30 protein-coding genes and 2 tRNA genes are annotated in these 22,685 nt (G+C 61.6%); 17 read left to right on the forward strand and 15 right to left on the reverse strand.

Going from position 1 to position 22,685, the window contains the following annotated elements:
• Positions 1-45: 45 nt before the first annotated feature.
• Positions 46-291, reverse strand: coding sequence for a hypothetical protein (locus H147_RS0104545; protein WP_019954165.1), 246 nt, complete (start codon positions 289-291; stop codon positions 46-48).
• A gap of 208 nt (positions 292-499) precedes the next feature.
• On the opposite strand from H147_RS0104545, the gene thrS reads away from it, so the two are divergent.
• The gene (thrS, locus tag H147_RS0104550) at positions 500-2,446 is read left to right on the forward strand and encodes a threonine--tRNA ligase (RefSeq protein WP_019954166.1); all 1,947 of its coding nucleotides are present in this window, start codon (positions 500-502) and stop codon (positions 2,444-2,446) included.
• A 9-nt stretch (positions 2,447-2,455) separates the two neighbouring features.
• On the opposite strand, the gene H147_RS0104555 is transcribed toward thrS, so the two are convergent.
• On the reverse strand, positions 2,456-2,824 hold the full coding sequence (locus tag H147_RS0104555) for a hypothetical protein (protein ID WP_019954167.1): 369 nt from the start codon (positions 2,822-2,824) through the stop codon (positions 2,456-2,458).
• Positions 2,825-2,868: 44 nt separating this feature from the next.
• Entirely contained in the window at positions 2,869-3,198 is a 330-nt protein-coding gene (locus H147_RS0104560; protein WP_026352252.1) for an arsenate reductase family protein, read from the reverse strand.
• 132 nt (positions 3,199-3,330) lie between these two features.
• On the opposite strand from H147_RS0104560, the gene H147_RS0104565 reads away from it, so the two are divergent.
• On the forward strand, positions 3,331-3,540 hold the full coding sequence (locus tag H147_RS0104565) for a cold-shock protein (RefSeq protein WP_007205475.1): 210 nt from the start codon (positions 3,331-3,333) through the stop codon (positions 3,538-3,540).
• On the opposite strand, the gene H147_RS0104570 is transcribed toward H147_RS0104565, so the two are convergent.
• A complete protein-coding gene (locus H147_RS0104570) occupies positions 3,537-3,857 on the reverse strand; it encodes an arsenate reductase family protein (RefSeq protein ID WP_019954170.1) in 321 nt (106 codons plus the stop codon). The two genes, H147_RS0104565 and H147_RS0104570, sit on opposite strands and share 4 nt — an antisense overlap.
• 43 nt (positions 3,858-3,900) lie before the next feature.
• Here H147_RS0104570 and H147_RS19315 point away from each other — a divergent pair, with 43 nt between their 5' ends.
• Entirely contained in the window at positions 3,901-4,464 is a 564-nt protein-coding gene (locus H147_RS19315; protein WP_043699336.1) for an REP-associated tyrosine transposase, read from the forward strand.
• A gap of 11 nt (positions 4,465-4,475) precedes the next feature.
• Here H147_RS19315 and H147_RS20915 read toward each other — a convergent pair whose 3' ends face one another.
• Both H147_RS20915 and thyX read right to left on the reverse strand, forming a co-directional pair.
• Positions 4,476-5,639 (reverse strand): DUF3644 domain-containing protein, encoded by a 1,164-nt coding sequence (locus H147_RS20915; protein ID WP_162561629.1) that lies wholly within the window; start codon positions 5,637-5,639, stop codon positions 4,476-4,478.
• Between the two features lie 28 nt (positions 5,640-5,667).
• Positions 5,668-6,573 (reverse strand): FAD-dependent thymidylate synthase, encoded by a 906-nt coding sequence (gene thyX, locus H147_RS0104580; protein WP_019954172.1) that lies wholly within the window; start codon positions 6,571-6,573, stop codon positions 5,668-5,670.
• A gap of 168 nt (positions 6,574-6,741) precedes the next feature.
• Between thyX and H147_RS19320 the strand changes: the two genes are divergently transcribed.
• Positions 6,742-7,653, forward strand: coding sequence for a HupA family protein (locus tag H147_RS19320; RefSeq protein WP_019954173.1), 912 nt, complete (start codon positions 6,742-6,744; stop codon positions 7,651-7,653).
• Positions 7,646-9,019 (forward strand): surface lipoprotein assembly modifier, encoded by a 1,374-nt coding sequence (locus H147_RS0104590; RefSeq protein ID WP_019954174.1) that lies wholly within the window; start codon positions 7,646-7,648, stop codon positions 9,017-9,019. Before H147_RS19320 ends, H147_RS0104590 begins: the two co-directional genes overlap by 8 nt.
• Positions 9,020-9,022: 3 nt before the next feature.
• On the opposite strand, the gene H147_RS0104595 is transcribed toward H147_RS0104590, so the two are convergent.
• From H147_RS0104595 to H147_RS20485, 4 genes are all read right to left on the reverse strand, one after another.
• A complete protein-coding gene (locus H147_RS0104595) occupies positions 9,023-10,003 on the reverse strand; it encodes a LysM peptidoglycan-binding domain-containing protein (RefSeq protein WP_019954175.1) in 981 nt (326 codons plus the stop codon).
• A gap of 140 nt (positions 10,004-10,143) precedes the next feature.
• Positions 10,144-10,938 (reverse strand): COG3904 family protein, encoded by a 795-nt coding sequence (locus tag H147_RS19325; protein ID WP_019954177.1) that lies wholly within the window; start codon positions 10,936-10,938, stop codon positions 10,144-10,146.
• On the reverse strand, positions 10,935-12,239 hold the full coding sequence (locus tag H147_RS0104610) for a hypothetical protein (protein ID WP_019954178.1): 1,305 nt from the start codon (positions 12,237-12,239) through the stop codon (positions 10,935-10,937). The genes H147_RS19325 and H147_RS0104610 overlap by 4 nt, the downstream gene beginning before the upstream one ends.
• A gap of 169 nt (positions 12,240-12,408) precedes the next feature.
• The gene (locus H147_RS20485) at positions 12,409-12,582 is read right to left on the reverse strand and encodes a YqaE/Pmp3 family membrane protein (RefSeq protein ID WP_019954179.1); all 174 of its coding nucleotides are present in this window, start codon (positions 12,580-12,582) and stop codon (positions 12,409-12,411) included.
• Positions 12,583-12,734: 152 nt separating this feature from the next.
• Here H147_RS20485 and H147_RS0104620 point away from each other — a divergent pair, with 152 nt between their 5' ends.
• The gene (locus H147_RS0104620; RefSeq protein ID WP_019954180.1) at positions 12,735-13,823 is read left to right on the forward strand and encodes an alcohol dehydrogenase family protein; all 1,089 of its coding nucleotides are present in this window, start codon (positions 12,735-12,737) and stop codon (positions 13,821-13,823) included.
• 266 nt (positions 13,824-14,089) lie between these two features.
• Here H147_RS0104620 and H147_RS0104625 read toward each other — a convergent pair.
• Positions 14,090-14,164, reverse strand: a tRNA-Thr gene (locus tag H147_RS0104625).
• A gap of 221 nt (positions 14,165-14,385) precedes the next feature.
• Between H147_RS0104625 and H147_RS21155 the strand changes: the two genes are divergently transcribed.
• From H147_RS21155 to H147_RS0104680, 11 genes are all read left to right on the forward strand, one after another.
• Positions 14,386-14,535 carry a hypothetical protein gene (locus H147_RS21155; protein WP_019954181.1) on the forward strand — a complete coding sequence of 50 codons (150 nt, stop codon included), beginning with the start codon at positions 14,386-14,388 and terminating at the stop codon, positions 14,533-14,535.
• 5 nt (positions 14,536-14,540) lie between these two features.
• Positions 14,541-15,806, forward strand: a complete 1,266-nt coding sequence (gene murA, locus H147_RS0104635; RefSeq protein ID WP_019954182.1) for a UDP-N-acetylglucosamine 1-carboxyvinyltransferase — start codon at positions 14,541-14,543, stop codon at positions 15,804-15,806.
• Positions 15,803-16,264 carry a DUF2948 family protein gene (locus tag H147_RS0104640; protein WP_019954183.1) on the forward strand — a complete coding sequence of 154 codons (462 nt, stop codon included), beginning with the start codon at positions 15,803-15,805 and terminating at the stop codon, positions 16,262-16,264. The genes murA and H147_RS0104640 overlap by 4 nt, the downstream gene beginning before the upstream one ends.
• Before the next feature lie 56 nt (positions 16,265-16,320).
• Positions 16,321-17,628, forward strand: a complete 1,308-nt coding sequence (gene hisD / locus H147_RS0104645) for a histidinol dehydrogenase (RefSeq protein ID WP_019954184.1) — start codon at positions 16,321-16,323, stop codon at positions 17,626-17,628.
• Between the two features lies 1 nt (position 17,629).
• Complete coding sequence (locus H147_RS0104650; protein ID WP_019954185.1) at positions 17,630-18,109, forward strand: UPF0262 family protein; 480 nt, start codon at positions 17,630-17,632, stop codon at positions 18,107-18,109.
• A 1-nt stretch (position 18,110) separates the two neighbouring features.
• Complete coding sequence (locus H147_RS0104655; protein ID WP_019954186.1) at positions 18,111-18,593, forward strand: arsenate-mycothiol transferase ArsC; 483 nt, start codon at positions 18,111-18,113, stop codon at positions 18,591-18,593.
• 106 nt (positions 18,594-18,699) lie between these two features.
• Positions 18,700-18,918: a translation initiation factor IF-1 gene (gene infA, locus H147_RS0104660; RefSeq protein WP_007205486.1), complete on the forward strand. Its 219-nt coding sequence runs from the start codon at positions 18,700-18,702 to the stop codon at positions 18,916-18,918.
• An 80-nt stretch (positions 18,919-18,998) separates the two neighbouring features.
• Entirely contained in the window at positions 18,999-19,604 is a 606-nt protein-coding gene (locus tag H147_RS0104665; protein WP_019954187.1) for a Maf family protein, read from the forward strand.
• Positions 19,601-20,635 carry a ribonuclease E/G gene (locus H147_RS0104670; protein WP_019954188.1) on the forward strand — a complete coding sequence of 345 codons (1,035 nt, stop codon included), beginning with the start codon at positions 19,601-19,603 and terminating at the stop codon, positions 20,633-20,635. The genes H147_RS0104665 and H147_RS0104670 overlap by 4 nt, the downstream gene beginning before the upstream one ends.
• A complete protein-coding gene (locus H147_RS0104675) occupies positions 20,635-20,817 on the forward strand; it encodes a DNA gyrase inhibitor YacG (RefSeq protein ID WP_019954189.1) in 183 nt (60 codons plus the stop codon). Before H147_RS0104670 ends, H147_RS0104675 begins: the two co-directional genes overlap by 1 nt.
• A 74-nt stretch (positions 20,818-20,891) precedes the next feature.
• A tRNA-Phe gene (locus H147_RS0104680) sits at positions 20,892-20,966 on the forward strand.
• Between the two features lie 47 nt (positions 20,967-21,013).
• Here H147_RS0104680 and H147_RS20920 read toward each other — a convergent pair.
• From H147_RS20920 to H147_RS0104695, 4 genes are all read right to left on the reverse strand, one after another.
• On the reverse strand, positions 21,014-21,526 hold the full coding sequence (locus H147_RS20920) for a tyrosine-type recombinase/integrase (protein ID WP_162561630.1): 513 nt from the start codon (positions 21,524-21,526) through the stop codon (positions 21,014-21,016).
• The gene (locus H147_RS20925) at positions 21,526-22,110 is read right to left on the reverse strand and encodes a hypothetical protein (RefSeq protein ID WP_019954191.1); all 585 of its coding nucleotides are present in this window, start codon (positions 22,108-22,110) and stop codon (positions 21,526-21,528) included. The genes H147_RS20920 and H147_RS20925 overlap by 1 nt, the downstream gene beginning before the upstream one ends.
• On the reverse strand, positions 22,110-22,346 hold the full coding sequence (locus H147_RS0104690; RefSeq protein WP_019954192.1) for a hypothetical protein: 237 nt from the start codon (positions 22,344-22,346) through the stop codon (positions 22,110-22,112). The genes H147_RS20925 and H147_RS0104690 overlap by 1 nt, the downstream gene beginning before the upstream one ends.
• Before the next feature lie 127 nt (positions 22,347-22,473).
• Positions 22,474-22,685, reverse strand: a 212-nt coding sequence (locus H147_RS0104695) for an ATP-binding protein (protein ID WP_019954193.1), incomplete at its 5' end; no start/stop codon positions are given.

A 22,685-nucleotide genomic window follows, 5' to 3' on the forward strand; every position in this document is an offset into this window, starting at 1 on the left:
CGCCGGACGGGAGGTCAGGCTTAAGGTGGCTAAAACAGGGTTGGGTCAGCCACCGACATAGACCGCTTTGCGCGGACGGTAAAAGATTTTCTGGTCATGCAAGCGGCCCAGCAATTCCTCGCCCGTGCGCTGGTCCTGTTCGATCACGCGGATCGAGTCCATGTGGGCGGGGTTTTCCTCGGACAAGGCCAGCCGCATGCGCGACAATTCACGGCCCCGCGCGCGCAGGGCTTCTTCGATCAGGTCGACATCGGCGATGCTCAGATCGAACGTGCGGTTGTAACTTGGCATGATCCCCCCCCCCTCTGCTGCGCGTTTCGTATCGGAAACTTAGGTCGGTTTTAGCGGGCAGGACGTCGCAGTCAACGTATATCTGTGCATACAAATCATGCGCCGGTTTCAATCAGCTTGACCATTCCGCGGCGCGGCGGCATCTAGGCCGCACATATCACCCGCAACCGGGCGTTCCGTGGGCGCCAAACCGACGAGGAGCTTGCCGATGGCACAGATTTCCCTGACCTTTCCCGATGGCAACAGCCGGTCCTATGCCGCAGGCATCACCGCTGCCGATGTCGCCAGCGACATTTCCCCTTCGCTGCGCAAAAAGGCGATTTCCGCCACCGTCAACGGCGCGCATTGGGACCTGCAATGGCCCATCGAGGCTGACGCAAAGATCGCCATCAACACGATGAAGGACGAAGCGCCAGCACTTGAACTCGTCCGCCACGACCTTGCGCATATCATGGCCCGCGCCGTGCAGGAAATCTGGCCCGATACTCAAGTCACCATCGGCCCCGTGATCAAGGACGGCTGGTATTACGATTTCGACCGCAAGGAACCCTTCACGCCCGAGGACCTTGGTCTGATCGAAAAGAAGATGAAGGAGATCATCAACAAACGCGATGATGTCCGCACCGAAATCTGGGACCGCGCCCGGGCTGTCCAGTATTACACTGATCGTGGCGAGCCCTATAAGGTCGAACTGATCGAGGCCATCCCCGGTGATGAGCCGTTGCGCATGTATTGGCACGGCGACTGGCAGGACCTGTGCCGTGGCCCGCATTTGCAGAATACCGGACAAGTGCCCGCCGACGCCTTCAAGCTGATGTCGATTGCGGGCGCCTATTGGCGCGGCGACAGCACCCGCCCGATGCTGCAACGCATATACGGCACCGCCTTTGCCAACAAGGGAGGTCTCAAGGACCACCTGCACCGGCTGGAAGAAGCCGCCAAACGCGACCACCGCAAATTGGGCCGCGAAATGGACCTGTTCCACATGCAGGAAGAAGCCCCCGGTCAGGTGTTCTGGCACCCCAACGGCTGGACGATCTATACGACCTTGCAGGACTACATGCGTCGCCGCCAGCGCGCGGGCGGCTATGTCGAGGTGAACACACCGCAGGTCGTCGACCGCAAGCTGTGGGAAAGATCGGGTCACTGGGACAAATATCAGGAAAACATGTTCATCGTCGAAGTGGACGAGGAACACGCACGCGAAAAGGCGGTCAATGCCCTGAAACCGATGAACTGCCCCTGTCACGTGCAGATCTTCAATCAGGGTCTGAAATCCTATCGCGACCTGCCGTTGCGGATGGCCGAATTCGGGTCTTGCGCGCGGTATGAACCCTCGGGCGCGCTGCACGGCATCATGCGGGTGCGCGGCTTTACGCAGGATGACGGGCATATCTTCTGCCGCGAGGATCAGATCGAATCGGAGACCGCGCGATTCATCGCGTTTTTGTCACAGGTCTATGCCGATCTTGGCTTTCACAACTGGACAATCAAACTGTCCACCCGCCCCGAACAACGGATCGGGTCGGACGCCACCTGGGATATGATGGAAGAGGCGTTGGGTGATGCCTGCCGTGCGGCGGGCTATGATTTCGAGATACTCGAAGGCGAAGGCGCGTTCTACGGGCCAAAACTTGAATTCACCCTGACCGATGCGATTGGCCGGAACTGGCAATGCGGCACGCTCCAGGTGGACGCGAACCTGCCCGAGCGGCTGGAGGCCGAATACATCGGAATGGACGGCGAAAAACACCGCCCCGTCATGCTGCACCGCGCGACCTTGGGGTCGTTCGAGCGGTTCATCGGCATCCTGATCGAGGAACATGCCGGCAAGCTGCCGTTCTGGCTTGCCCCGCGTCAGGTGGTGGTGGCGACCATCGTGTCCGACGCCGATGACTACGCGCGTGAACTCGTCGCCGCGCTGACTGCCGCCGGCGTGCGCGCCGAGGCCGACACCCGCAACGAAAAGATCAACTACAAGGTCCGCGAACATTCCGTCGGCAAGGTGCCCGTCATCCTTGCCGTCGGTGCCCGTGAGGTCGAGGAACGCACGGCGACAGCGCGTCAGCTGGGCGAAAACCAGACCCGCGTCGTGACGATGGACGAAATCGTGGCGGAACTGAAAATCCGCGCGACGCCGCCTGACCTGCTTTAGGCGCGCACCCTAGAAGTGGGCCTTTTCCTCATCCGGCTTGCCCGCGGCAATCGCGAGCAGGCCGCCGAGGGCAGCAAAGCCGATGGGGAACATCGTGCCGACATTGAACCCAAAGGCCGTGTAGAAAAACCCAGCCGCCAGAACCATCAGAATGCCGCCCCAGAGCGCGCGGGTCTTGGCCATCGCCCCGCCCGCAATTGCAAGCAAAGGCGCGATGAAACTGGCAAACCGGATGAAACCGGGGTTTTCGAGAACACCGAAAATCTCGCCGACTTCGGCGCGGTTCTGGGATAATTCGGCGTAGCCATAGCCGAACATCCCGACGACGATCCCGATCAGCCCGGCGATCAGGCCCAATATGGCGGCAGCGTTGCGCATCGTCGTCTCCCTTGTTGTGTGATGGTCAGATAGGCGCTGGCGTGTTAGCTGCCAAGGTGCTTCGCTTGCACGTCCGCTTTCCAGCCGATGGTCCAGCCGTCGTCGGTGGCGATCACTGGGCGTTTCATCAGCGTTGGATAGGCGGCCAGCAAGGCCGCGGTATCCTGCGCGCGGGCCTCTTCGGACAAGCCGCGCCATGTGGTCGAGGCGCGGTTGATCGCCGCATCGCCAAAGGCCATGACGATAGCCTGGATATCGTCATGATGCAGCCCGTCGGACCGCACGTCGATCACCTGCGGCGTGATGCCCTGCGCCTTGAGCGCGGCCAGCGCCTTGCGGCAGGTATCGCAGGTCTTCAGCCCGAAAAAGCGCATCATCAACTCCTTTATACTGCGACGTCGTGTCAATTGCGTTTTTCATAAAACACCGGAGTCTTGGGATTACAAGGCAAAGGGAAGGCCGCTTGTCGCGGAGCCCAAGTGCTGGCGACAAAAGGAGAGGACGACATGCCAAGCGGCACAGTAAAATGGTTCAACACGACCAAGGGGTTCGGGTTCATCGCCCCCGATGATGGCGGCAACGACATCTTCGTGCATATCTCGGCGGTGGAACAATCGGGGATGACGGGGTTGGCGGACAACCAGAAGATCACCTTCGATCTGGTCGAAGGGCGCGACGGGCGCAAGATGGCGGGCAATCTGGCGAAGGCCGATTAACCCAGCCAGACCGCCTGTGCGGGGGCGTCCCAGCCCAGCGTCCAGCGGGTGCCGTCCGTGATGACGGGGCGGGCCATCAAGGCAGGTTGCGCGTCCAACTGCGCCTCGGTTTCCGATTCGCGCAGCCAGGCATTCAGGTTGCGGTAGGCCTGCGATTTGCGGTCGATTAGCCTGTCGCCGAATTCCGCGATCAGCGGGGCCCATTCGGCGGCAGTCAGCGGGTCGGCGCGGATATCGCGAAAGGTCACGCCCTGATCCGCAAGCGCCCGCAGCGCCGCCTTGCAATCTGAACAGGTGGGCAGGCCATAGAGGATCATGGCGGTTCCAGTTTGTTAACAATGCCGCGCGATATTGCGCCGCATGTCCTGTTATCGCCGCCCCCGCCGCCCCGGCGCAACATTGTTCTTCACCGTCGCTCTGGCGGACCGCACGAGCGACCTGCTGCTGCGCGAGGTCGCTGCGCTGCGGTGGGCAGTGATGCGCACGCGGGCAGAACGGCCGTTCATGGTGGATGCCTGGGTCGTGCTGCCCGATCACATGCATTGCATCTGGACCCTGCCCGCAGGGGATGCGGATTATTCCACCCGGATGGGCGCGATCAAGGGGCGGTTCTCGCAGGCGGTCCGTAAGTCGGGGTTCACCCCGACACCCCACCCCTTCAATCCTCACGGCGTGGTCGCGGGACGTGTACGGGTCGGGGAGAACCCCGACCTACGGGCCGAGGCCCCCATTTGGCAAAAACGGTTCTGGGAACACCACATCCGCGACGATGCCGACTTTGCGGCGCTTATGGCGTATTGCCGCATCAACCCCGTCAAACACGGGCTGGTCGATGCCCCGCAGGATTGGCCCCTCTCCTCCTTCACCCGTAGGGCGGGGTTCACCCCGCCAGTGCCGGACCGGGGGGGGAGCGGGGGTGGGTAGAAAAAGCCGAGCTACGGTTGGTTATTTAGGTTACTCAAGACCTTTTGCACCCAAGCCTCATTATATGTATACGACCTAAACGTTGGGTTGTAGTAACAGTAGTCGAGATTAGTTGCTGAAGGCTTATCGGAATTTGCCGCAGGCCTAACCGATTCGCTCCTCCACATACTTGTATGGCTGTGTGAGTTAAAATTAGGATAACCCGCTCCTACAACTTTCTGAACAACTTGGCTTGGGCGATAAGGATGGCTATCAGCGGATGGCTTATGCTTTACAAGAACTGTGACAATATCTTTACCTTCAGCCGACAGTGGAGAGACAAACTGAAAAGTCGATTTTGATTTGGATGATGCGACTGTTGTGTAGACGACAGAGAATTGAAAGCTCTGATCGTTCTTCTGTGCCTCAGTCATTCCACCATAAAGTTCTGCGTTGATTGCTGCTACTTTTTCATCAGAGGTAGCAGTAGCCATTGACGCAACCTGCCCAAGACTGAGGGTTGACAGTTGCAAAGAAAACGCGATTTCTGCGGCTAGCGACAGTCGCGCACCAAAGTGCTTTGTAAGCTCTCTTTCATAGTTTACGCAAGTTGCTTGGAATATTCCCGCCCAAGTATCATCTCCAAAGCCAATTGCCGTGTGCTCAGTTGCATCTCTTATTTTTATCAATGCCTTCAGATTGTTTTTAGTACCGTCATCAAAAGGGCACTCATTTGCTCTAACAAAATCCGCTAAAGAGATTGCTAAACCATTTGCTCGTGTAGTTGGCATGTTATGGAGATCAGAGTACTTTAATGCAAAATATGTCCATGCAATGTTCGCTAAAATCGAAAAGTTCTCAGCACGGAAGTTAAGCGTCGGATTATTAAAGACCGATACAGCCAACTTCATCGCTTCTCGGGATTTTATCAATATTTCGTCAGTGAATGGGTTCAATCCGGTTCGAAAGTCAAACGATCTCTTAAAAACCTCGAAACTCCGAAATTCAACTTCAGAAGCTGCCGCTTGGTTTGGGTCATTTTTTACTGCTGATATCCTACCTGAGTTAACTGTCGCCGGACGGCACAAATTTATCTCAGCCTGTATATCTTGGTTAGTCGCTCCTCGGTTACAAAGGTATTTGACGATTCGTTTTTCGTTCTGATTCAGTGATCCAGTTTTTCCTTGCTTAAACATTCACCAACTCCATGAGTTTTAACACTACTCACCCAATCACCCCCATAAACTCCCGCCATTCCCCCTTGCTCATGCCCGAGGTTTCCTGCGTCACCTCTTCACCTTTAAGCATACGTTTCACGCAGTCAATCGCCTTGCCGGAGAGTGTGGCACCCCCCATCCGGTAATCCTCGAAGGCGCCATAGGCGGCGGGCACCCAGTCGGCGACGACCTTGCAGATTTCCTCGGCATAGACGCGGATCTCGTATTGCGCGTGGCTGTCGGCGCGCAGGCGCAGAAAGTGGAACAGGTTGTGCAGGTCCACTTTCCAGTACCATTGGGTATAGATATTGGCGGGCAGGTTCATCCGCGCCAGTTCGCGGGCAAGCCCCTGCTGGCCGTCGTCCGAGATCATCTCGGCGTAATGGTCATAACACCGCGCGGCATCGTCCTTGAGATAGGCCAGCACGCGCGCGGCCTCTTCGCCGGTCAGCGCCTCGCCCCGGCCCTGGTTGTTGATGACCGATTGCGCGGCCAGATGTTCGGGGGCGGGAATATAGAATTCACGGTCGAGGATCGAATAGCGCGCGGAATATTCGTTCACGTTGGCGGTCCGGTGCCGGATCCACTGGCGGGCGACGAAAACGGGCAGTTTGACGTGCAGCTTGATCTCGCACATCTCGAAGGGGGTCGAATGCCAGTGCCGCATCAGGTAGCGGATCAGCCCTTCGTCGTTCTGGACGGATTTGGTCCCTTTGCCATAGCTGACCCGCGCCGCCTGACAGATCGCGGCATCGTCGCCCATATAGTCGATCACCCGGATAAAGCCGTGGTCCAGCACGTCATGCGCCTTGTAAAGATGCGCCTCCATCCCCGGAGCGACAGCGCGCAGGGTCGGTTGCGGATTGGCGCGCAGGGTGTCGATTTCGGCCTGCTGGTCGGGGGTGATGGGCATCTGCGTCTCCGGTCTGGGGGATTCTGGTTGAGGCACTATAGGCAAAGCGGTGTTGTGGCAAAACCTCCATAGCGGGAAAACAATGCCCCGAAAGGGCGGGTCTTATGTTGACAGGTGGTTAACAGCGCCGAATAGTCGCGGAAAAGCTGTAACATTGAGGCGTAAATCATGAAGAATATTGCATATGCTGTCGCGGCTATGGCCGCACTGGGTGCTTGTGACGGTGTTGGTGGCGGTGATGGCGGGGCTGGTGGTCCGGGAACACCGCCCGTCACCGGTGATGCGAGCCTGCGGGGCGATCTGGATGCGTTTGCCTTCAACGGCACCGATACGCTGAGCGTGCAAATCTCGCTCGAAAGCGATGATGTGCTGCAAGCATATACACAAGACGGCGCTCCGATTAACGGTTACATCCGCTTTGTGCAGCAAGACGATCCGCTTGATCGGTTTGCGACCGCCTTTGCTAAGCGTTCGGACGATGGTAGCGTTGACGGGACAGTAGTTTTGGTCGGTGGTCAATTCAACCGCTTCTTCGGCGGCGCGGGAGCGACCCAGAACAATTACTCTGCACCCGCCGGCGGTCTCGCTAGCTATACCGGCGAGTACATTGGTCTGCTGAACCGTGGGCCCGCCGCACCAGGCGTCCCCGGCGGAACACCCGATGTATTGATCCCGCGCACCGCAACACCGGTGACTGGAGAAGTCTTCGTTAACGCCGATTTTGCGGACAATTTGATCAACGGTGCGATCTTCAATCGTGAATTCGGAGCAGACGGCACCGGGACGGAGCTAGCCGACATTGTGCTTGTGGTAGGAGGAATCCTACCTGACGGAACGTTTTCGGGCGATGTCGAGTTGCGAGACCTGACGGGCATTGGCTCGTATAGCGGGACTTTCGGCGGGCAAAATGCATCAGCTGTCGCTGGTATGGTTGAGTTGCAGCCTGGGTTTTTGCGTGACCGCGACAATGATCTTTTGCCTTCCGCAACCGCAACCGACAGCGAATACGGCATTTTCGTTTTGAGCCAATGCCCGACTTCACAACCGCGTTGTGCGACTGTAGACGGAATTAATGACTAAGCTGAAATCCTTCGCGCTGGCGGCCGTCCTTCTTGGATCGGCCGCCAGCGCACAGACCACCGTAGACCTGTCGCTTGACGACGCCCGCGCCATCGCGACGCGGGCTCTTTTTTCGGGGGACAGCGCTCTCGCGCTCGATGTTTCGCGGGCGATCCTGACGCAGGTGCCAGATGATCGTGCGTCCTTGCTCGTCGTCGCCGCTGCGGCCCCCCAGCAGGGTGACCCTGCCGCAGGTCGCCGTGCAGGTGCGCGGGCTTTTGCCCTGTCCGACACCGATCTGCAGCGCTACGAAGCAGCGCGCCTGACAGCCCTTGCCGCCGCCAATGAAGAGCGGTTCACGCTGGCAACCTTCTGGTTGCGCCGCGCCCTGATCGTGGCCCCGAATGAGGCAGAGCGGGATCAGACGCGCCAGGACGCCCGTTTCCTGCGCCAGCGCAACCCGTGGTCGTTCGATGTGTCGGCGTCGCTAGTGCCCTCGTCGAACGTGAATGGCGGCGCGGCCGATGCCATCGCGACAGCCCCCGGCAATCCGACCGGCACCTTGTCGGACGACGCACAAGCGCTTGCGGGCTGGCGCGGGTCGCTGGGGCTTGGCGCGACCTACAGGTTGCAGGAAAATGCCACCAGCCGCACGCTGATTGGCGCGCAATATCAAGCGACGCGCGTTCGGATCACCGATGACGTCGATGTCCCGGACGAGGCTTTGTCGACGGACAACCTCGCAGTCAACCTGCGCCACGACCGGGCGCTGGATACCGGCAGCATCGGGGCACAACTGTCCTATGCGATGATCGACTACCGCGATCTGGATAGCCTGACGCTGGAAACCGAAGTGCAGAAATTCGACGTTTTGCGCATCGACATCGATCGTCGCCTGCCTGTTGGGGAGGCTGCCGAACTGGGCCTTTCTGTCGGGCGCAGCCTGACCAGCTATGAGTTGGAGCGCATCGGTGACGTGACGCGCACGACGATTGGTGCATCGCTGACCTATCGCTTGCCCAGCACCGACCAGATGCGCCTGAGCCTGAGTTTTTCCGATAATGACGGCGACAATCCCAATTACATCTCGACCGACTGGGCGGCGCAACTGACCTATGCCTGGGCAGAGCCGATCGGCCCCGTCTCGCTCAGCCTGAGCGGCGGCATCAGCACAGCGGATTACCCGCAATATCGCCTGATCCTGCCGGTCGCAGGGGGGCGGCAGGACACGTCCTTTTTCTATTCCGCGAATATCGGCTTTCCCGAGGTCAGCTATGCGGGTTTCACCCCCGTTCTGACGATTTCGGGCAGCAATACCGACAGCAACGTCAGCCGCTTTACCCGCGACACGCTGTCAGCCGGCATCACGATCCGGTCCGAGTTCTGACGCCTACCACGCGGCCCCGATGGACCGCAGGTTGATCGTCGTGCCTTGCTGGCAGAACGGCATTTCCGCGACCTCGCCCGTGATGCGCACGCGGTCACCGGGCTGTAATCCTGCGGTCTGGCCCGTGACCGTGTAGAGCCGTCCGTCATCGCCGCGTAACGCGGTGCAGGTGACACCTTCGCGGGTGATGGTCCCGGTCAGGTCGATGCTGGCCGGGGCCACGCTGTTCAGCAGCACGACCTGCGTTGCGTTGATCGTGACACCCTGCTGACAGATCGACGCCCCAGCCCGGGTGCCTGTCACCTCGACCCTGTCGCCCGGACGAAGCGGACGTGTCGCGCTGCCCGCAAAAGTATAAAGCCTGCCATCATCGCCGCGAAATGCCTGACAGGTCACACCCTCGCCGGTGACGGTGCCGATGATCCGCAAGGCCTGTGCCGGGCGTGGCAGGGCAGGCGTCGGGGCGGTGGATGACGGCACGCGCAGGACCATCCCCGAAAAGATCAGGTTCGGGTTGTGCAGGCGCGGGTTCTCTGCCCGCAATTGCGCAGGCGTCACGCCGCAGCGCCGGGCGATGCCGCTGAACGTGTCGCCGCGGCGGACCTGCACGGTTGCACCGCAGCGCGCAAACGCGCCCTGCCCCCAGTGGTTCGGGACCGGCGTGGGCGCGGGGCGATGAACAGCGGCCGCCGGATTGCGCCCCGGCATCCACACAAGCTGCCCCACGAAAAGCCGGTTGGGCTGCGTGATCTCGGGATTGGCGGCAAGCAGGGCAGGCACCGTCGTGTCGCAGGCGGTCGCGACATGCAGCAAGGTGTCACCGGGCGTGATCCTGATCGCATCGCCACAGGCCGGATTGGACGCCATCGCCACAGGCGCCAAGGCGACCGCGCCCGCAGCCACGGCAGCCAGCCCCAGCACCTGCGGCAGGCGCAGGGCCTTTGCAATGAACGACATTCTTTTCTCGACAGCGGCTTTTGCCATGACCTTGCACCTTTTTGCAGACATCCCGAAGACGGACCGCCGGACGCGCGGCGGCGACGGTCACACCCACAGGTTCGGACAAGGCCGGAAGGTCGGGCAATATCAGCGCCGTGCTAGCCAATAACAGCGTGGCGATCGCGCTAGTCGATCATGTCCGTCGCCAGTCGCGTCTCGATCAATTCGCTTTCCACCAGCACGTAAATCTCGTCGGGTGGCGTCGACAATCCGTGGACCATCACGCCCGGATCAATGCCCATCTCGATCAGGTAGCGCATGGTTTCCCCCTGCCCGCGCTGGATATTCTCGACAGCAAAGAACACCGGCATATAGCCCGGTGTCTCGTAGTAATGTTGGTGCAGCCCGACGGCCCCGGTCGCCGACACATGCCGTTCGACACCGCCCGCCAGCATGTAGGGACAGGCCGAGAGGCAGGCCATGCCGGGCAGGATCAGCGTGTTCAGCGCTTGGGCGCGCAACGCCGCACCAATCTGCAAGGCCGCGTCGACACTGCCGCCGGGGCTGTTGATCGCGACGGTCGCTGGCACGGTATCCAGCGTGTCCAGATAAGCCGTCAGCCGCGCGGGATCGTCGGGATCGATCGCACCGTTCATCATCAGGATCATCCCGATATCCGGTTCGTCGCGCAGGGTGAATTCCAGCCGCGTCGGCAGATTGTCGGGCAAGTTGATGTTCGGAGTGGTCGCAGGATCGGCAAAGCGCGGTGTCGTCTCGCGCGGGTCGTATCGGCGGGTCTGGTCGCCTGGCGCAATCGGGCCGGTGGGCGCGGGCCGGTCGCCTGCCAGATCGAACCGCCACCGCGTTTCCAGATCGGTGACGATCAGAAATCCGGCGATGACGATTTGCAGGATGAAGATCAGCTTCAGCCCCCGCCCGATCGTGAACCCGCCGCCCTTTTGCACGGTCGGTTCAGTCATTCTGCCGCCGGCTTGTGGGTTTTCAGGACCGCCGGTTCATCCTGCACGCGGCGGAGGATCTCGGTGTCGGACTGGTCCATCGACGCCTCGACGTCCTTCATCGCGCTGATCGCCGCCTTGAGATCGGCCAGCGTCAGCGTTTCCTCGATGCTCAGCCCGTCGCGCCCGTTGCGGATCGCGGCCTGCGTGATCGCAAGGATGAAGACCAGCACACCCGGCAACAGGTCGATCGCGATGGCCCCCGCCCATGAGGGGACGAAATTGCCCGCATAGCGGATGACGGCATCGGCGCTGGAAATCGGGTTATAGGCGGTTTCCTGCGGCGGCTCCAGCGCCAGCACTTCGGCGGCGGCCTGCCCCAATGTCTGGCTGCGCTGGTCCAGCGCATCCAGCACCGACCCGATGGTCGAGCTTTGGGCGTCGCGGATCGTGGCGGTGCGCCCGTCAAGTTCGGGCAGCACGACCGAAGCAGGCAAATCTGCCGCCGCACGCGCGACAAGCAGGGCCACGGAATATTGGTTGAGGTTGGAAATCACCCCCGCCAGACGCACGCTTTCTTCGGAAAAAGCGACCGACCGCTGATCGACCCGCCCCGGTGCGACGGTCAGGCTGCGCATTCGGCCCAAGGTGGCGTTGCCTTGCTCGTAAGCTGCGGCGATCAACGGCTGCTGCTCGCCGATCTGTGTTTCAAGGCTTTGCAGTTCCTCGGTTTTCTGACGCAGGACGCGGTAGACGGCCCCTTCGCCCGCTGTCCCCGACAATTCGCCGGACCGTTCCTGTTCGGCCAATGCCTCGAACGCTTCACGCGCGCGGCGGACCTCTTGGCGGAGGGCTTGGGCAGACAATGCGATGTTATGCGCCTGTTCCAGCGATGTCTGGTAATCACGGACCGTGGTGTCCAGGTGCTGTTCCACCGCCGCCGATCCGGCCAGCGCGGCCGCGTTCAGCCAGCTTGACATCGCGATGATCGCAAGACTGCCCACGATCATCATGACCGTCAGCCCGATATAGCCCGCCGCATTGCGCATCGCGGGCAACAGCCGCAGCATGAAGCTCCAGAACACAAAGATACCGACAGAGACAGCCACAGAATAGGCCACCGCCGCAAAAAAGCTCATCGCGCCGGTATCTTCCAAGAGCGACGACACGCCAAGATAGGTGTAGATGCCAGATGCGATGGCAAGAATACCCAAGGCCGCAGGCGTGAATGTGTCAAGCCAGGCGATATGCGCCTCGAGTTCCTTGGCGGTGCGCAACCCCTTGGTTTCAGCCGCCGTCAGGCGCCGGTTCTGGTCTGTCATGCATCTCTCCTCACGCGGCTGTGCAGCCACTATTAACCAAAACCGCCACGCGTTCCTATCCTGATCCGTTCAAATCGTCGGCAACGCACTGCTAGCGATCGGCATTACTGGAGGTATGCGCTTTTTTGCAAAGAACTTGGCTGTCGCGCGTTTCGCATCGCATGCTGGATCAGAGGCGTCTGGGTTCATCGCGCGCGATGATGTAGACAGCGTGAACGATGCCCGGAATGTAGCCAAGCAAGGTCAGCAGGATATTGATCCAGAAATGCTTGCCCAGACCCTCTTGCAGAAAGACGCCGGCCGGGGGCAGAAAGATCGCGATGATGATGCGGATGAAATCCATGGTGATGCTCCTGTGGTTTGACCATCAACGTGCAACGGGATGGGTTCGTTCCGCAGTCCGGTCCACACGTGACAATCGCAAAAAAGACCGCGACAGGCTCAGCCGTCTTGGCTAGGCTTGCAGGGCAGACCCGTTGCGAAGGTATCCGGCAGATGCAGAGCGAAGAAAAAGCGCTTGGCCAGATGCAGGCGATCGTGACCACCGGGACCGGTGGCTATGACAGGCTCGTCTACACCCGCGTGCCGATGCCGGTTGCAGACAGCGGCATGGTGCTCTTGAAAGTGCTGGCCGCCGGCGTGAACAACACCGACATCAACACAAGACTTGGCTGGTATGCGGCCTCCGTCGATCAGGCGACCGAAGGAACGATCACCATCGACGACCGGCACGACGGCGGATGGAAAAACGCGACGCCCTTTCCCCTGATACAGGGCGCCGATTGCTGCGGCAAAGTGATGTCGGTCGGTCAGGCAGGCGATACGGCGCTGATCGGGCGGCGCGTTCTTGTCAGACCCTGTATGCGTGAACATGGCTTTGACCGTATGGATACACTCTGGCTGGGGTCGGATTGCGACGGGGCGTTTGCGCAATATGTGGCGGTGCCACAGGCCGAGGTCTTCGCGGTCGATTGCGACTGGACCGATGCCGAACTGGCCACGATCCCCTGTGCCTATGGCACGGCCGAGAACATGATCCACCGCGCAGATGTCGGGGCGGGGATGCGCGTTCTGGTGCCCGGCGCATCGGGTGGCGTCGGATCGGCGCTGGTCCAGCTTCTCAGGCGGCGCGGCGCCGAGGTCGTGGCCGTGACAAGCCCGTCGAAGGTTGACGATATCCGCGGGATCAGCGCTGACCACGTGCTGACGCGGGACAATGACCTGTCAGCGGCACTCGGCCCTGAATCCATCGACGTGGTCATCGACAACGTCGGCGGTCCCGGCTTTGGCACGATGCTCCGCTTGCTTCGGCGCGGCGGATGCTATGTGTCCTCCGGCGCGATCGCAGGACCGATCGTCAGCCTTGACCTGCGTGTGATGTATCTCAAGGACATCACGCTGATCGGCTGCACAGCGTGGGACGAGGCCGTTTTCCCGAACCTGATGTCATATATCACGAACGGCGAAATCCGCCCGTTGCTTGCCGCGACCTATTCTCTGGACCGCATTGCCGATGCGCAGCGCGATTTCCTGCAAAAGCGACATATCGGAAAGCTTGTACTGATCCCGCCCCAAGAATCGTAGCCAAGCCAGTTCTGCGGAAACGGTCGGCACCGCACCGACCGGCGGCGACCCAACACAGGAATCACTGCCCGGTCCGCACCACCGCAAAGTGGGCTTGGCACCTGCGGCACGCAGGTCCCCGGCCTGGTAGAGAGATCACGCTTGCGGTATCAGCCGGAATACCGGCGCAGAGACCGTCTTAGCCGCCTTCACCAAGCCGTTCCGCGACGGCCAATTGCCCACAGTCCTTTGCGGCCAAGGTCTTGCATCGACGCGAAGGGATCGGATGGTGCTGTGAGAGAGGATTGAACTCTCGACCTCACCCTTACCAAGGGTGTGCTCTACCACTGAGCTACCACAGCATCCGTTTTCCAGATAGCTACCCCGGGCGTTACCCCTGTGCAAGCGGGCTCTGGAAAAGCCCTTTAGTTTCAGCCGCCTTGCCGCCTAGAGCTTCCCCTTACCAAGGGTGTGCTCTGCCACTGAGCTACCACAGCATCCGTGAGGCGGGGGATTACCGACATTCGCCCGTCCGTGCAAGCCCTCTCTGGACGGTTTTTGCGCGTCTTGCTAACAGGGTTACATGGACAGCAAACACAGCAAGCCACAGTCTGCCAAGACAGCGACACCCCGCGAAGAACGGTTGAAAGCTGCGCTCAAGGCCAATATGGCCAAACGCAAGGCACAGGCGCGCGCACGCGCCGCTGATGCAGGCAAACAAAAGAAAGACTAGGCAGCATGGATTCCATTTTGGTCAAAGGCGGCGCGGCACTCAACGGCAAGATCCAGATCGCGGGTGCCAAGAACGCGGCGCTTGCGCTGATGCCTGCGACGCTGCTGTCGGAAGAGCCGCTGACGCTGATCAACGCGCCGCGCCTGTCGGATATCAAGACGATGACAGCGCTGCTGCAATCCTTGGGCGTCGAGGTCACGTCGATGCAGAACGGCAAGGTGCAGGTGCTGTCGTCGCATGCGATGACCTCGACCCGCGCGGATTATGAAATCGTGCGCAAGATGCGGGCGTCCAATCTGGTGCTTGGCCCGCTGTTGGCCCGGCATCATCAGGCCATTGTCTCCTTGCCCGGCGGTTGTGCCATTGGCGCGCGGCCGATGGATATCCATGTGACAGCGCTGGAAACGATGGGTGCGACGATCGAGCTGAAGGACGGCTATCTGCATGCCACCGCCAAGGGCGGGCTGAAAGGTGCGCGGGTGGGACTCCGCTTTGCCAGCGTGGGGGCCACCGAAAACGTGCTGATGGCCGCGACCTTGGCCAAAGGCACGACGATCATCGAAAACGCCGCGCGCGAACCCGAAATCGTGGACCTCGCGCAATGTCTGCGCCGCATGGGCGCGCAGATCGAGGGGGAAGGCACCAGCACGATCACCATTCAGGGTGTGGACCGTCTGGGCGCTGCGACCCATCCTGTCGTCACCGACCGGATCGAGCTTGGCACCTATATGCTGGCCCCGGTCTTTGCGGGGGGCGAGGTGGAATGTCTCGGCGGGCGCCTCGATCTGGTCGGCGCCTTTGCCGAAAAGCTGTCCGAGGCGGGTGTCGATGTGTCCGAGACCCCTGACGGCATCATGGTCAAACGCAACGGCAGCCGCGCAAAGGCCGTCAACGTCACCACCGCCGTCTTCCCCGGCTTTCCGACCGACCTTCAGGCGCAGATGATGGCGATGCTTTGCACGGCGCAGGGCACGTCGGTGCTGGAAGAAAAGATTTTCGAGAATCGCTTCATGCATGCCCCCGAACTGATCCGCATGGGGGCAAAGATCGACGTGCAGGGCGGCACCGCCACGGTGCAGGGTGTGGGCCGCCTGAAAGGCGCGCCGGTGATGGCGACAGACCTGCGGGCATCCGTCTCGCTGATCCTTGCGGGGCTGGCGGCAGAGGGCGAAACGCTGGTCAGCCGCGTTTATCACCTTGATCGCGGGTACGAGCATGTCGAGGAAAAGCTGCGCGCCGTCGGCGCCAATATAGAACGGGTGCCCGGATGACCGAGGACGCCAGTTTCCGCGACGGGGCGGACAAGCCGCTTCGCCTGCGCGCGCTGGATGCTGATGATCTGGCGGTGATCGCCGCGATTACGCAGGATGCCGTGTTTCCCGTGTCGGAAATGCGCTGGGACCGCAAGGCACGCCGTTTTGCCCTGCTCATCAACCGCTTTCGCTGGGAAAACGGGCGTCAGCAGCCCGAGCGCGTGCAATCGGTGCTCGCGTTCGAGGATGTGATGGCCGTGCAAAGCCAGGGCATCGCCAAGGCCGACAGCGATCTTGTCTGTTCGCTGTTGTCGATCAGCTTTGCCCCTGCCGCCGATGGCGCGGGACGGGTCGAGCTGACGCTGGCGGGTGACGGTGCCATTGCCTTGCAGGTCGAGGCTTTGGAAGCTGTGCTGCGCGATGTCACGCAACCCTATGCCGCCCCGTCGGGCAAGGCCCCATCACACCCCGACTGATACCATTGAAGCGGGTGGCGGTCCCCGCTATGTCCCCTGTCACGAAGGAGACACCGATGCCGCAATTCCTGTCCACGACCGATCCCGATTTCGAGGCCCGCTTTACCGCCCTTCTGGGCGCAAAACGCGAGGATAGCCCCGATGTCGATCATATCGTGGCCGAGATCATCGCCGATGTGCGCGCGCGCGGCGATCAGGCGGTCATTGATCTGACCTCGCGGTTCGACAGGCTGGACCTGACACCCGCAACTTTGCGCTTTACGCACGAAGAAATCGCCGCCGAATGTGCGCTGGTCTCGGACGCGGATCGCGCGGCACTCGAACTCGCCGCCGCGCGCATCCGCGCCTATCACAGCCGCCAGATGCCCGAGGATGCCAGTTGGACGGATGAGACAGGGGCCATGCTGGGCTGGCGCTGGACGCCGGTGTCCGCAGCGGGGCTTTATGTGCCGGGCGGGCTCGCCAGCTATCCGTCATCGGTGCTGATGAATGCGATTCCGGCCAAGGTCGCGGGTGTTGGGCGCCTTGCCATCGTGGTGCCGACGCCGGACGGCGTGACCAATCCGCTGGTCCTGATGGCGGCACAGATCGCAGGCGTGGACGAGATTTACCGCATCGGCGGCGCGCAAGCCATTGCGGCACTGGCCTATGGCACCCAGACCATCCCGCCCGTGGACAAGATCACCGGGCCGGGCAATGCCTTTGTCGCGGCGGCCAAACGGCGGGTGTTCGGCAAGGTGGGCATCGACATGATCGCGGGGCCGTCGGAAATCCTTGTCATCGCGGATCGCGACAACGACCCCGACTGGATCGCGCTTGATCTTCTGTCGCAGGCCGAACACGACGAAAGCGCGCAATCGCTGCTGATTACCGATGATGCGGCGTTCGGGCGCGCGGTGGCAGAGGCCGTGGACAAACGCCTGCAAACACTGGAACGCCGCGCGATTGCGGGCGCAAGCTGGCGCGATTTCGGCGCGATCATCTCGGTCGCGGATATGGACCAGGCGGTCGCCCTGTCCGACCGGATCGCCCCCGAACATCTGGAACTTTGCACCGCGGATGCCGATGCATTGGCAGGGCGGATCACCCATGCGGGCGCGATCTTCATTGGCGGTTGGACACCCGAGGCGATCGGCGATTACATAGGTGGGCCCAACCATGTTCTGCCGACCGCCCGGTCGGCACGTTTTTCGAGTGGATTATCAGTAATGGACTTTATCAAACGCACCACCCTGTCGCGCATGACGCCCGACGCGCTGGCCGCCATCGGCCCCGCCGCCGAACGGCTGGCGAAATCCGAAAGCCTGCAAGCCCACGGGCTGAGCGTGCGCGCGCGGCTTGACCGGCTGAACCGGGGGGTCTGAGATGACGCGCATCGTCAATATCATCCTCGATGACAGTGGCCTGCCCGCCCCCACGCCCGAGATCGATCAGGAACGCAAGGTCGCCATGTTCGACCTGTTGGAAGACAATAGTTTCGCGATGCCCCCGCGCGACGACCGTGCCGTGCCCGAAGGGCCGTTCCAGCTGGGCCTGTCGATCCGGGAAAAGCGGCTGGTGTTCGATATCCAGCTGGAAGACGGCACACCTGCGGGCGAATTCCATCTGTCGCTTGGGCCCTTCCGGCAGGTGGTGAAGGATTACTTCCAGATCTGCGCCAGCTATTTCGACGCCGTCAAAACCCTGCCCCCCAGCCAGATCGAGACCATCGACATGGCCCGCCGCGGCATCCACAACGAAGGCGCGCGGGTGTTGCAGGAACGGCTCGAAGGCAAGGCCATCGTCGACAACGACACCGCCCGCCGCCTGTTCACGCTGATCTGTGTGCTGCATTTTGGGGGCTGACGTGGACGAGACCGGCAAATACGCACCCCTGCCCCAATCGGTGCTGTTTTGCTGCGACCACAATTCTGTGCGATCCCCGATGGCCGAGGGGATCATGAAAAAGCTTTACGGCAAGCGGTGTTATGTCCAGTCGGTCGGCGTCAAGAACGATATGGAAATCGACGGTTTCGCAGTCACCGTCTGTGCCGAAATCGGGGTCGAGGTGGCGCGCCACCGGTCGCGGTCCTTTGACGAGATGGAACAATGGGGCGATGATCTGTCGTCCTTCGATCTGGTGCTGGCATTGTCGCCCGCCAGCCAGCGGCGCGCGCTGGACCTGACGCAATTCTTTCATATGGATGTCGAATACTGGCCGATCCTTGACCCCACCGGCATGGGCGACAACCGCGAGGCACGGCTGGCGCTTTACCGTCAGGCGCGTGACCAGATTTACGACCGGCTGGTCGCCCGCTTTGGCCCCGCAACCGACGATCCGGCCCAATGACGCGGCTTCCATTCGCGACACACGCATATTTGCCCTTGAAAAACGCACCGGACAGGCGCATTTAGCAGCGGTCCGCAAAGAGCGGACGAGATATACAGGAGATCACATGGCCAAGGAAGAACTGCTCGAATTCCCAGGTGTCGTGAAAGAACTTCTGCCGAACGCGACATTTCGGGTCGAGCTGGAAAACGGCCATGAGATCATCGCGCATACGGCAGGCAAGATGCGCAAGAACCGCATCCGCGTTCTAGCCGGCGACAAGGTGCAGGTCGAAATGACCCCCTATGACCTGACCAAGGGTCGGATCAATTACCGCTTCAAATAGCGTGAGACACAGTTTCACGCAGCAGGGGTAAGCGTTTGGCCGCAGGCGAAATGCGGCCCTGCAGCGGTTGCGGAGATCACATGACCACCCTGCCCCCCGACACCCCGTTGAAACTGATCCTCGGCTCTGGCTCGCCCCGGCGGCTGGAGCTTTTGGCGCAGCTTGGCGTCATCCCCGACGCCGTGCGCCCGCCCGATATCGACGAGGATGTGCGCCGCGCGGAACTGCCGCGCGATTACGTCAAGCGGATCGCCACGGAGAAACTCGCCGCGATGGTGGCGGATGACGACACCGTCGTGCTTTGCGCCGATACGACCGTCGCACTTGGCCGCCGGATCATGGGCAAACCGCGCGATGCGGGCGAGGCGGCGGCGTTTCTCTACGCGCTGTCGGGCCGTCGGCACAAGGTCATCACCGCCGTGGCCGTCAAGCGCGGCAGCCGCACATGGCTGCGCGACGTGCAAAGCACGGTCGCGTTCAAACAGCTTTCGGATACCGAAGTGAACGCCTATCTGGCCAGTGGTGACTGGCAAGGCAAAGCGGGCGGATATGCGATTCAGGGACCTGCGGGGGCCTTTATCCCGTGGATCAACGGGTCCTACACGGGCATCGTCGGCCTGCCGCTGACCGAAACCGCAGGCCTTTTGACGGCGGCGGGCTATCCACTCTACAAGGACGCATTATGAAGGGTCGCAGCATCATCCTCGATCACGCGGTCGGGCTGGAGGCTGCGGCCTATCTGGTCGACGGCAAACTGGATGATCTGCTGATCGACCAGACCGACGCCCCCCGCCCCGGTGCGATCTACCGGGCGATCTGCGACCGCCCGATCAAGGGACAAGGCGGCATGATGCTGCGCCTGCCCGACGGCGACACCGCATTTCTGCGCGCAGGCAAGGGGCTGCGGCAGGGTCAGGCGCTCTTGGTGCAGGTCACGGGCTATGCCGAAGGCAGCAAGGCTGTCCCCGTCACCGACCGCGTGCTGTTCAAAAGCCGCTATGCGATCGTCACACCGGGCAAGCCGGGGCTGAACATCTCGCGCCAGATCGTGGACGAAGATATCCGCGACAATCTGCTGGCAATCGCCCATGCCGCGCACGAAGGCGCCCACGGTCTGATCCTGCGTTCCTCCTGCCAAACGGCGACCGAGGACGAGATCACCGAGGATATCGCTGCAATGCTGGCATTGGCTGATGCGGTGCTGGCCGATGCGACGGGTGACAGCCCCGAGGCCCTGACCGAAGGCGACAGCCCGCATGTGCTGGCCTGGCGCGACTGGACGGGTGCGAGCGAGATCGTCACCGAACCGGGTGGTTTTGCCGCCCACGGCGTGCTGGACCAGATCGCGGCGCTGGGTCAGGCGCTGGTGCCGCTGGGCGAAGGGCAGATGTATGTCGAACCCACCCGCGCGCTGGTCGCCGTCGATGTGAACACCGGCAGCGACACGACCCCTGCTGCCGCACTCAAGGCCAATCTCGCCGCCGCCCGCGCCTTGCCACGCGCCTTGCGGCTGCGGGGGCTTGGTGGCCAGATCAGCGTGGATTTCGTGTCGATGTCCAAGACACATCGCAAACAGATCGAACAATCGCTGCGCGCTGCGTTCAAGAACGACCCGGTCGAGACATCGCTGGTCGGCTGGACCCCGATGGGCCTGTTCGAACTTCAGCGCAAACGCGAACGGCTGCCCTTGCCCGCGGACCTGCTGAGGCGTCTGTGATGGCTTGTCCGATCTGCAACCGCCCTACCGACAAGGCCTATCGCCCGTTCTGTTCGCGCCGCTGCGCAGATGTCGATCTGGGCAAATGGCTGACCGGCAGCTACACCATTCCGGTGGGCCGCGACGACGCCGAAGACGACGATCCAGACCTGCCGCAAGACGACGACGGGAAACTGCATTAAGCCCGCCTTTCCCTCTGGACACCCGTGCAGGCCGCGTCTAAAAGCGCGCTACCCGACGGTTCATCCGTCCCCGTGCCCGGGTAGCTCAGGGGTAGAGCAGTGGATTGAAAATCCTCGTGTCGGTGGTTCGATTCCGCCCCCGGGCACCATTTAACAAGCTGAAATGGTTGGGTTTTGTGGTCATATCTGGTCCTTGTCAGGGTCGGGTTTGACGCTTTTCGGGGACAGGTTTGACAATCTTCGCCCGCCTTGCGTTCTCTTTTTCCAAGGTCGCCATCGTCTCGCGGTTCTTGTCGGCAAGGTTCGCGGACCGCGAATAATGCCGCGCCATGGAGGGCGTTTTCTGCCCCAAGAGGTCCGCGATGCGCCGCTCATCCAGTCCCGCCTCGCGCAGCGTCGTCGCAACTGTGTGACGCAGGCCCTTGAGCGTGAGGCCGGGCGCGATCAGCCCTTCCTCCTCCAGTCCGCTCTTGAAACGGTGCCATAGGGTGGAAAACCCGTTGTAGGTCCATGCCGCACCCTGCGAGCTGGCCAGCACCGTGGCGGCCTCATGCGCGGGCATGCTGTCGAGGGCGGCCTGCAAGGTTGGGCTGACGGGAATCGCCACTTCCTCGCCGGTCTTGCCGCGCACGCCCCAGATCGTGTCACCGTCGATCTGATCCTTGCGCAGCTTCAAGGCGTCCGACGGGTCGAGGCCGGTATTCATCATCAGCGCCAGTGCCACCCGCACATGCGGCTTCGCGCGGGACAGGACGATGTCGCGCTCCTCGATGGTCCATGGCCGGTTGGATAGGCGCGGTCGCGCGGGCGGCACTTGGGGATCACGTCCTTGGCGTAGTTCGCCGAGATCAGGCCTTGGGGGATGGCATGGCGGAACACCTCGCTCAGCAGGGTGCGCACCATGTTGGCCCGCCGCCAGCCGATCTTTTTCGCGGCTTTGTCGTGGATGCGTGCGATCAGCGGAGTGTCGATCACATGGACCGGCGTGTCGCGGATGGGGGCCAGGAAATCGGCGCATTTGCGGTAATCGCGGCGCGTGGCTTCGGCCAGATTGGCGAAATGCCCGGTCTCGAAATAGCCCTTGATCAGCCCGCCAAGCGTGCCCGCACGAGGGCCCTTTTCCTTCTGCGCCACGGCGATGGCGCGGATCGTCTCGCATTGCGCGAGGAATTCGGCCGACCCTAGTGGCGCCTCGGTCAGGTCGATCTTGTGGCCCGTCGCGCGATGGTAGCAGCGCATCCGGCCGTGACGATCCTTGAATATCTTGAACCCCTTGACGCGCACATGGGTCATCAGAGCCGATCCAGGATGTCGTCGCGCGTCATCTCGACATGATCGGCCTTCATCGTGACGATCCAGCGGTCGATGTCGCGCCGGTCCCACAGCAGGGTGCCACGCGCCAGCTGCACGGGCCGCACCGGGCAGCTTGCCTTGAAATGTTTGATGGCGAGGCCCGTGTAGCTGGCGGCCTCGGATTGTTTCAGCATGCGCTTGTCGATCACGCTGATGTTGAGATTGGTCGTGCCCATCGGCTCTCCCCCTGATCAATTCACACTTGACACCGAACCATCCCTCTCCCTCTCTGTTGATTGTCACTGAGAACTGACCCGGCATTTTCATCGAGATCTGACCCACCCAGTCGTTATGATCTGCGTATTATGATGGCGTCAATGGTGGTGTCTCCTTTCGCTTTTTCTTGGCTGTTTCGGAGCTGGCCTTGAAGCGGTAGCTGTCATTGCCGGTTTCGAGGATGTGGCAGCGATGGGTGAGACGGTCGAGCAGTGCCGTGGTCATTTTGGCATCGCCAAAGACGCTGGCCCATTCGCTGAAGCTCAGGTTGGTGGTGATGATGACGCTGGTGCGTTCAT

The sequence above is a fragment of the Yoonia vestfoldensis DSM 16212 genome (assembly GCF_000382265.1).
Lineage (GTDB): Bacteria > Pseudomonadota > Alphaproteobacteria > Rhodobacterales > Rhodobacteraceae > Yoonia > Yoonia vestfoldensis.

Excerpts from the sequence above, each read along its gene's own strand:
- murA (WP_019954182.1), top strand. The coding sequence starts at position 14,541 with ATGGATTCCATTTTGGTCAAAGGCGGCGCGGCACTCAACGGCAAGATC.
- H147_RS20925 (WP_019954191.1), bottom strand. The coding sequence starts at position 22,110 with ATGACCCATGTGCGCGTCAAGGGGTTCAAGATATTCAAGGATCGTCAC.
- H147_RS0104590 (WP_019954174.1), top strand. The coding sequence starts at position 7,646 with ATGACTAAGCTGAAATCCTTCGCGCTGGCGGCCGTCCTTCTTGGATCG.
- H147_RS20485 (WP_019954179.1), bottom strand. The coding sequence starts at position 12,582 with ATGGATTTCATCCGCATCATCATCGCGATCTTTCTGCCCCCGGCCGGC.
- H147_RS21155 (WP_019954181.1), top strand. The coding sequence starts at position 14,386 with ATGGACAGCAAACACAGCAAGCCACAGTCTGCCAAGACAGCGACACCC.
- H147_RS0104675 (WP_019954189.1), top strand. The coding sequence starts at position 20,635 with ATGGCTTGTCCGATCTGCAACCGCCCTACCGACAAGGCCTATCGCCCG.
- H147_RS0104690 (WP_019954192.1), bottom strand. The coding sequence starts at position 22,346 with ATGGGCACGACCAATCTCAACATCAGCGTGATCGACAAGCGCATGCTG.
- H147_RS0104665 (WP_019954187.1), top strand. The coding sequence starts at position 18,999 with ATGACCACCCTGCCCCCCGACACCCCGTTGAAACTGATCCTCGGCTCT.
- thyX (WP_019954172.1), bottom strand. The coding sequence starts at position 6,573 with ATGCCCATCACCCCCGACCAGCAGGCCGAAATCGACACCCTGCGCGCC.
- H147_RS0104640 (WP_019954183.1), top strand. The coding sequence starts at position 15,803 with ATGACCGAGGACGCCAGTTTCCGCGACGGGGCGGACAAGCCGCTTCGC.
- infA (WP_007205486.1), top strand. The coding sequence starts at position 18,700 with ATGGCCAAGGAAGAACTGCTCGAATTCCCAGGTGTCGTGAAAGAACTT.
- H147_RS0104570 (WP_019954170.1), bottom strand. The coding sequence starts at position 3,857 with ATGATCCTCTATGGCCTGCCCACCTGTTCAGATTGCAAGGCGGCGCTG.
- H147_RS20920 (WP_162561630.1), bottom strand. The coding sequence starts at position 21,526 with ATGATGAATACCGGCCTCGACCCGTCGGACGCCTTGAAGCTGCGCAAG.
- H147_RS19320 (WP_019954173.1), top strand. The coding sequence starts at position 6,742 with ATGAAGAATATTGCATATGCTGTCGCGGCTATGGCCGCACTGGGTGCT.
- H147_RS0104610 (WP_019954178.1), bottom strand. The coding sequence starts at position 12,239 with ATGACAGACCAGAACCGGCGCCTGACGGCGGCTGAAACCAAGGGGTTG.
- H147_RS0104595 (WP_019954175.1), bottom strand. The coding sequence starts at position 10,003 with ATGGCAAAAGCCGCTGTCGAGAAAAGAATGTCGTTCATTGCAAAGGCC.
- H147_RS0104565 (WP_007205475.1), top strand. The coding sequence starts at position 3,331 with ATGCCAAGCGGCACAGTAAAATGGTTCAACACGACCAAGGGGTTCGGG.
- H147_RS19315 (WP_043699336.1), top strand. The coding sequence starts at position 3,901 with ATGTCCTGTTATCGCCGCCCCCGCCGCCCCGGCGCAACATTGTTCTTC.
- H147_RS0104620 (WP_019954180.1), top strand. The coding sequence starts at position 12,735 with ATGCAGAGCGAAGAAAAAGCGCTTGGCCAGATGCAGGCGATCGTGACC.
- thrS (WP_019954166.1), top strand. The coding sequence starts at position 500 with ATGGCACAGATTTCCCTGACCTTTCCCGATGGCAACAGCCGGTCCTAT.
- H147_RS0104670 (WP_019954188.1), top strand. The coding sequence starts at position 19,601 with ATGAAGGGTCGCAGCATCATCCTCGATCACGCGGTCGGGCTGGAGGCT.
- H147_RS0104560 (WP_026352252.1), bottom strand. The coding sequence starts at position 3,198 with ATGCGCTTTTTCGGGCTGAAGACCTGCGATACCTGCCGCAAGGCGCTG.
- H147_RS20915 (WP_162561629.1), bottom strand. The coding sequence starts at position 5,639 with ATGTTTAAGCAAGGAAAAACTGGATCACTGAATCAGAACGAAAAACGA.
- H147_RS0104555 (WP_019954167.1), bottom strand. The coding sequence starts at position 2,824 with ATGCGCAACGCTGCCGCCATATTGGGCCTGATCGCCGGGCTGATCGGG.
- H147_RS0104545 (WP_019954165.1), bottom strand. The coding sequence starts at position 291 with ATGCCAAGTTACAACCGCACGTTCGATCTGAGCATCGCCGATGTCGAC.
- H147_RS19325 (WP_019954177.1), bottom strand. The coding sequence starts at position 10,938 with ATGACTGAACCGACCGTGCAAAAGGGCGGCGGGTTCACGATCGGGCGG.
- hisD (WP_019954184.1), top strand. The coding sequence starts at position 16,321 with ATGCCGCAATTCCTGTCCACGACCGATCCCGATTTCGAGGCCCGCTTT.
- H147_RS0104650 (WP_019954185.1), top strand. The coding sequence starts at position 17,630 with ATGACGCGCATCGTCAATATCATCCTCGATGACAGTGGCCTGCCCGCC.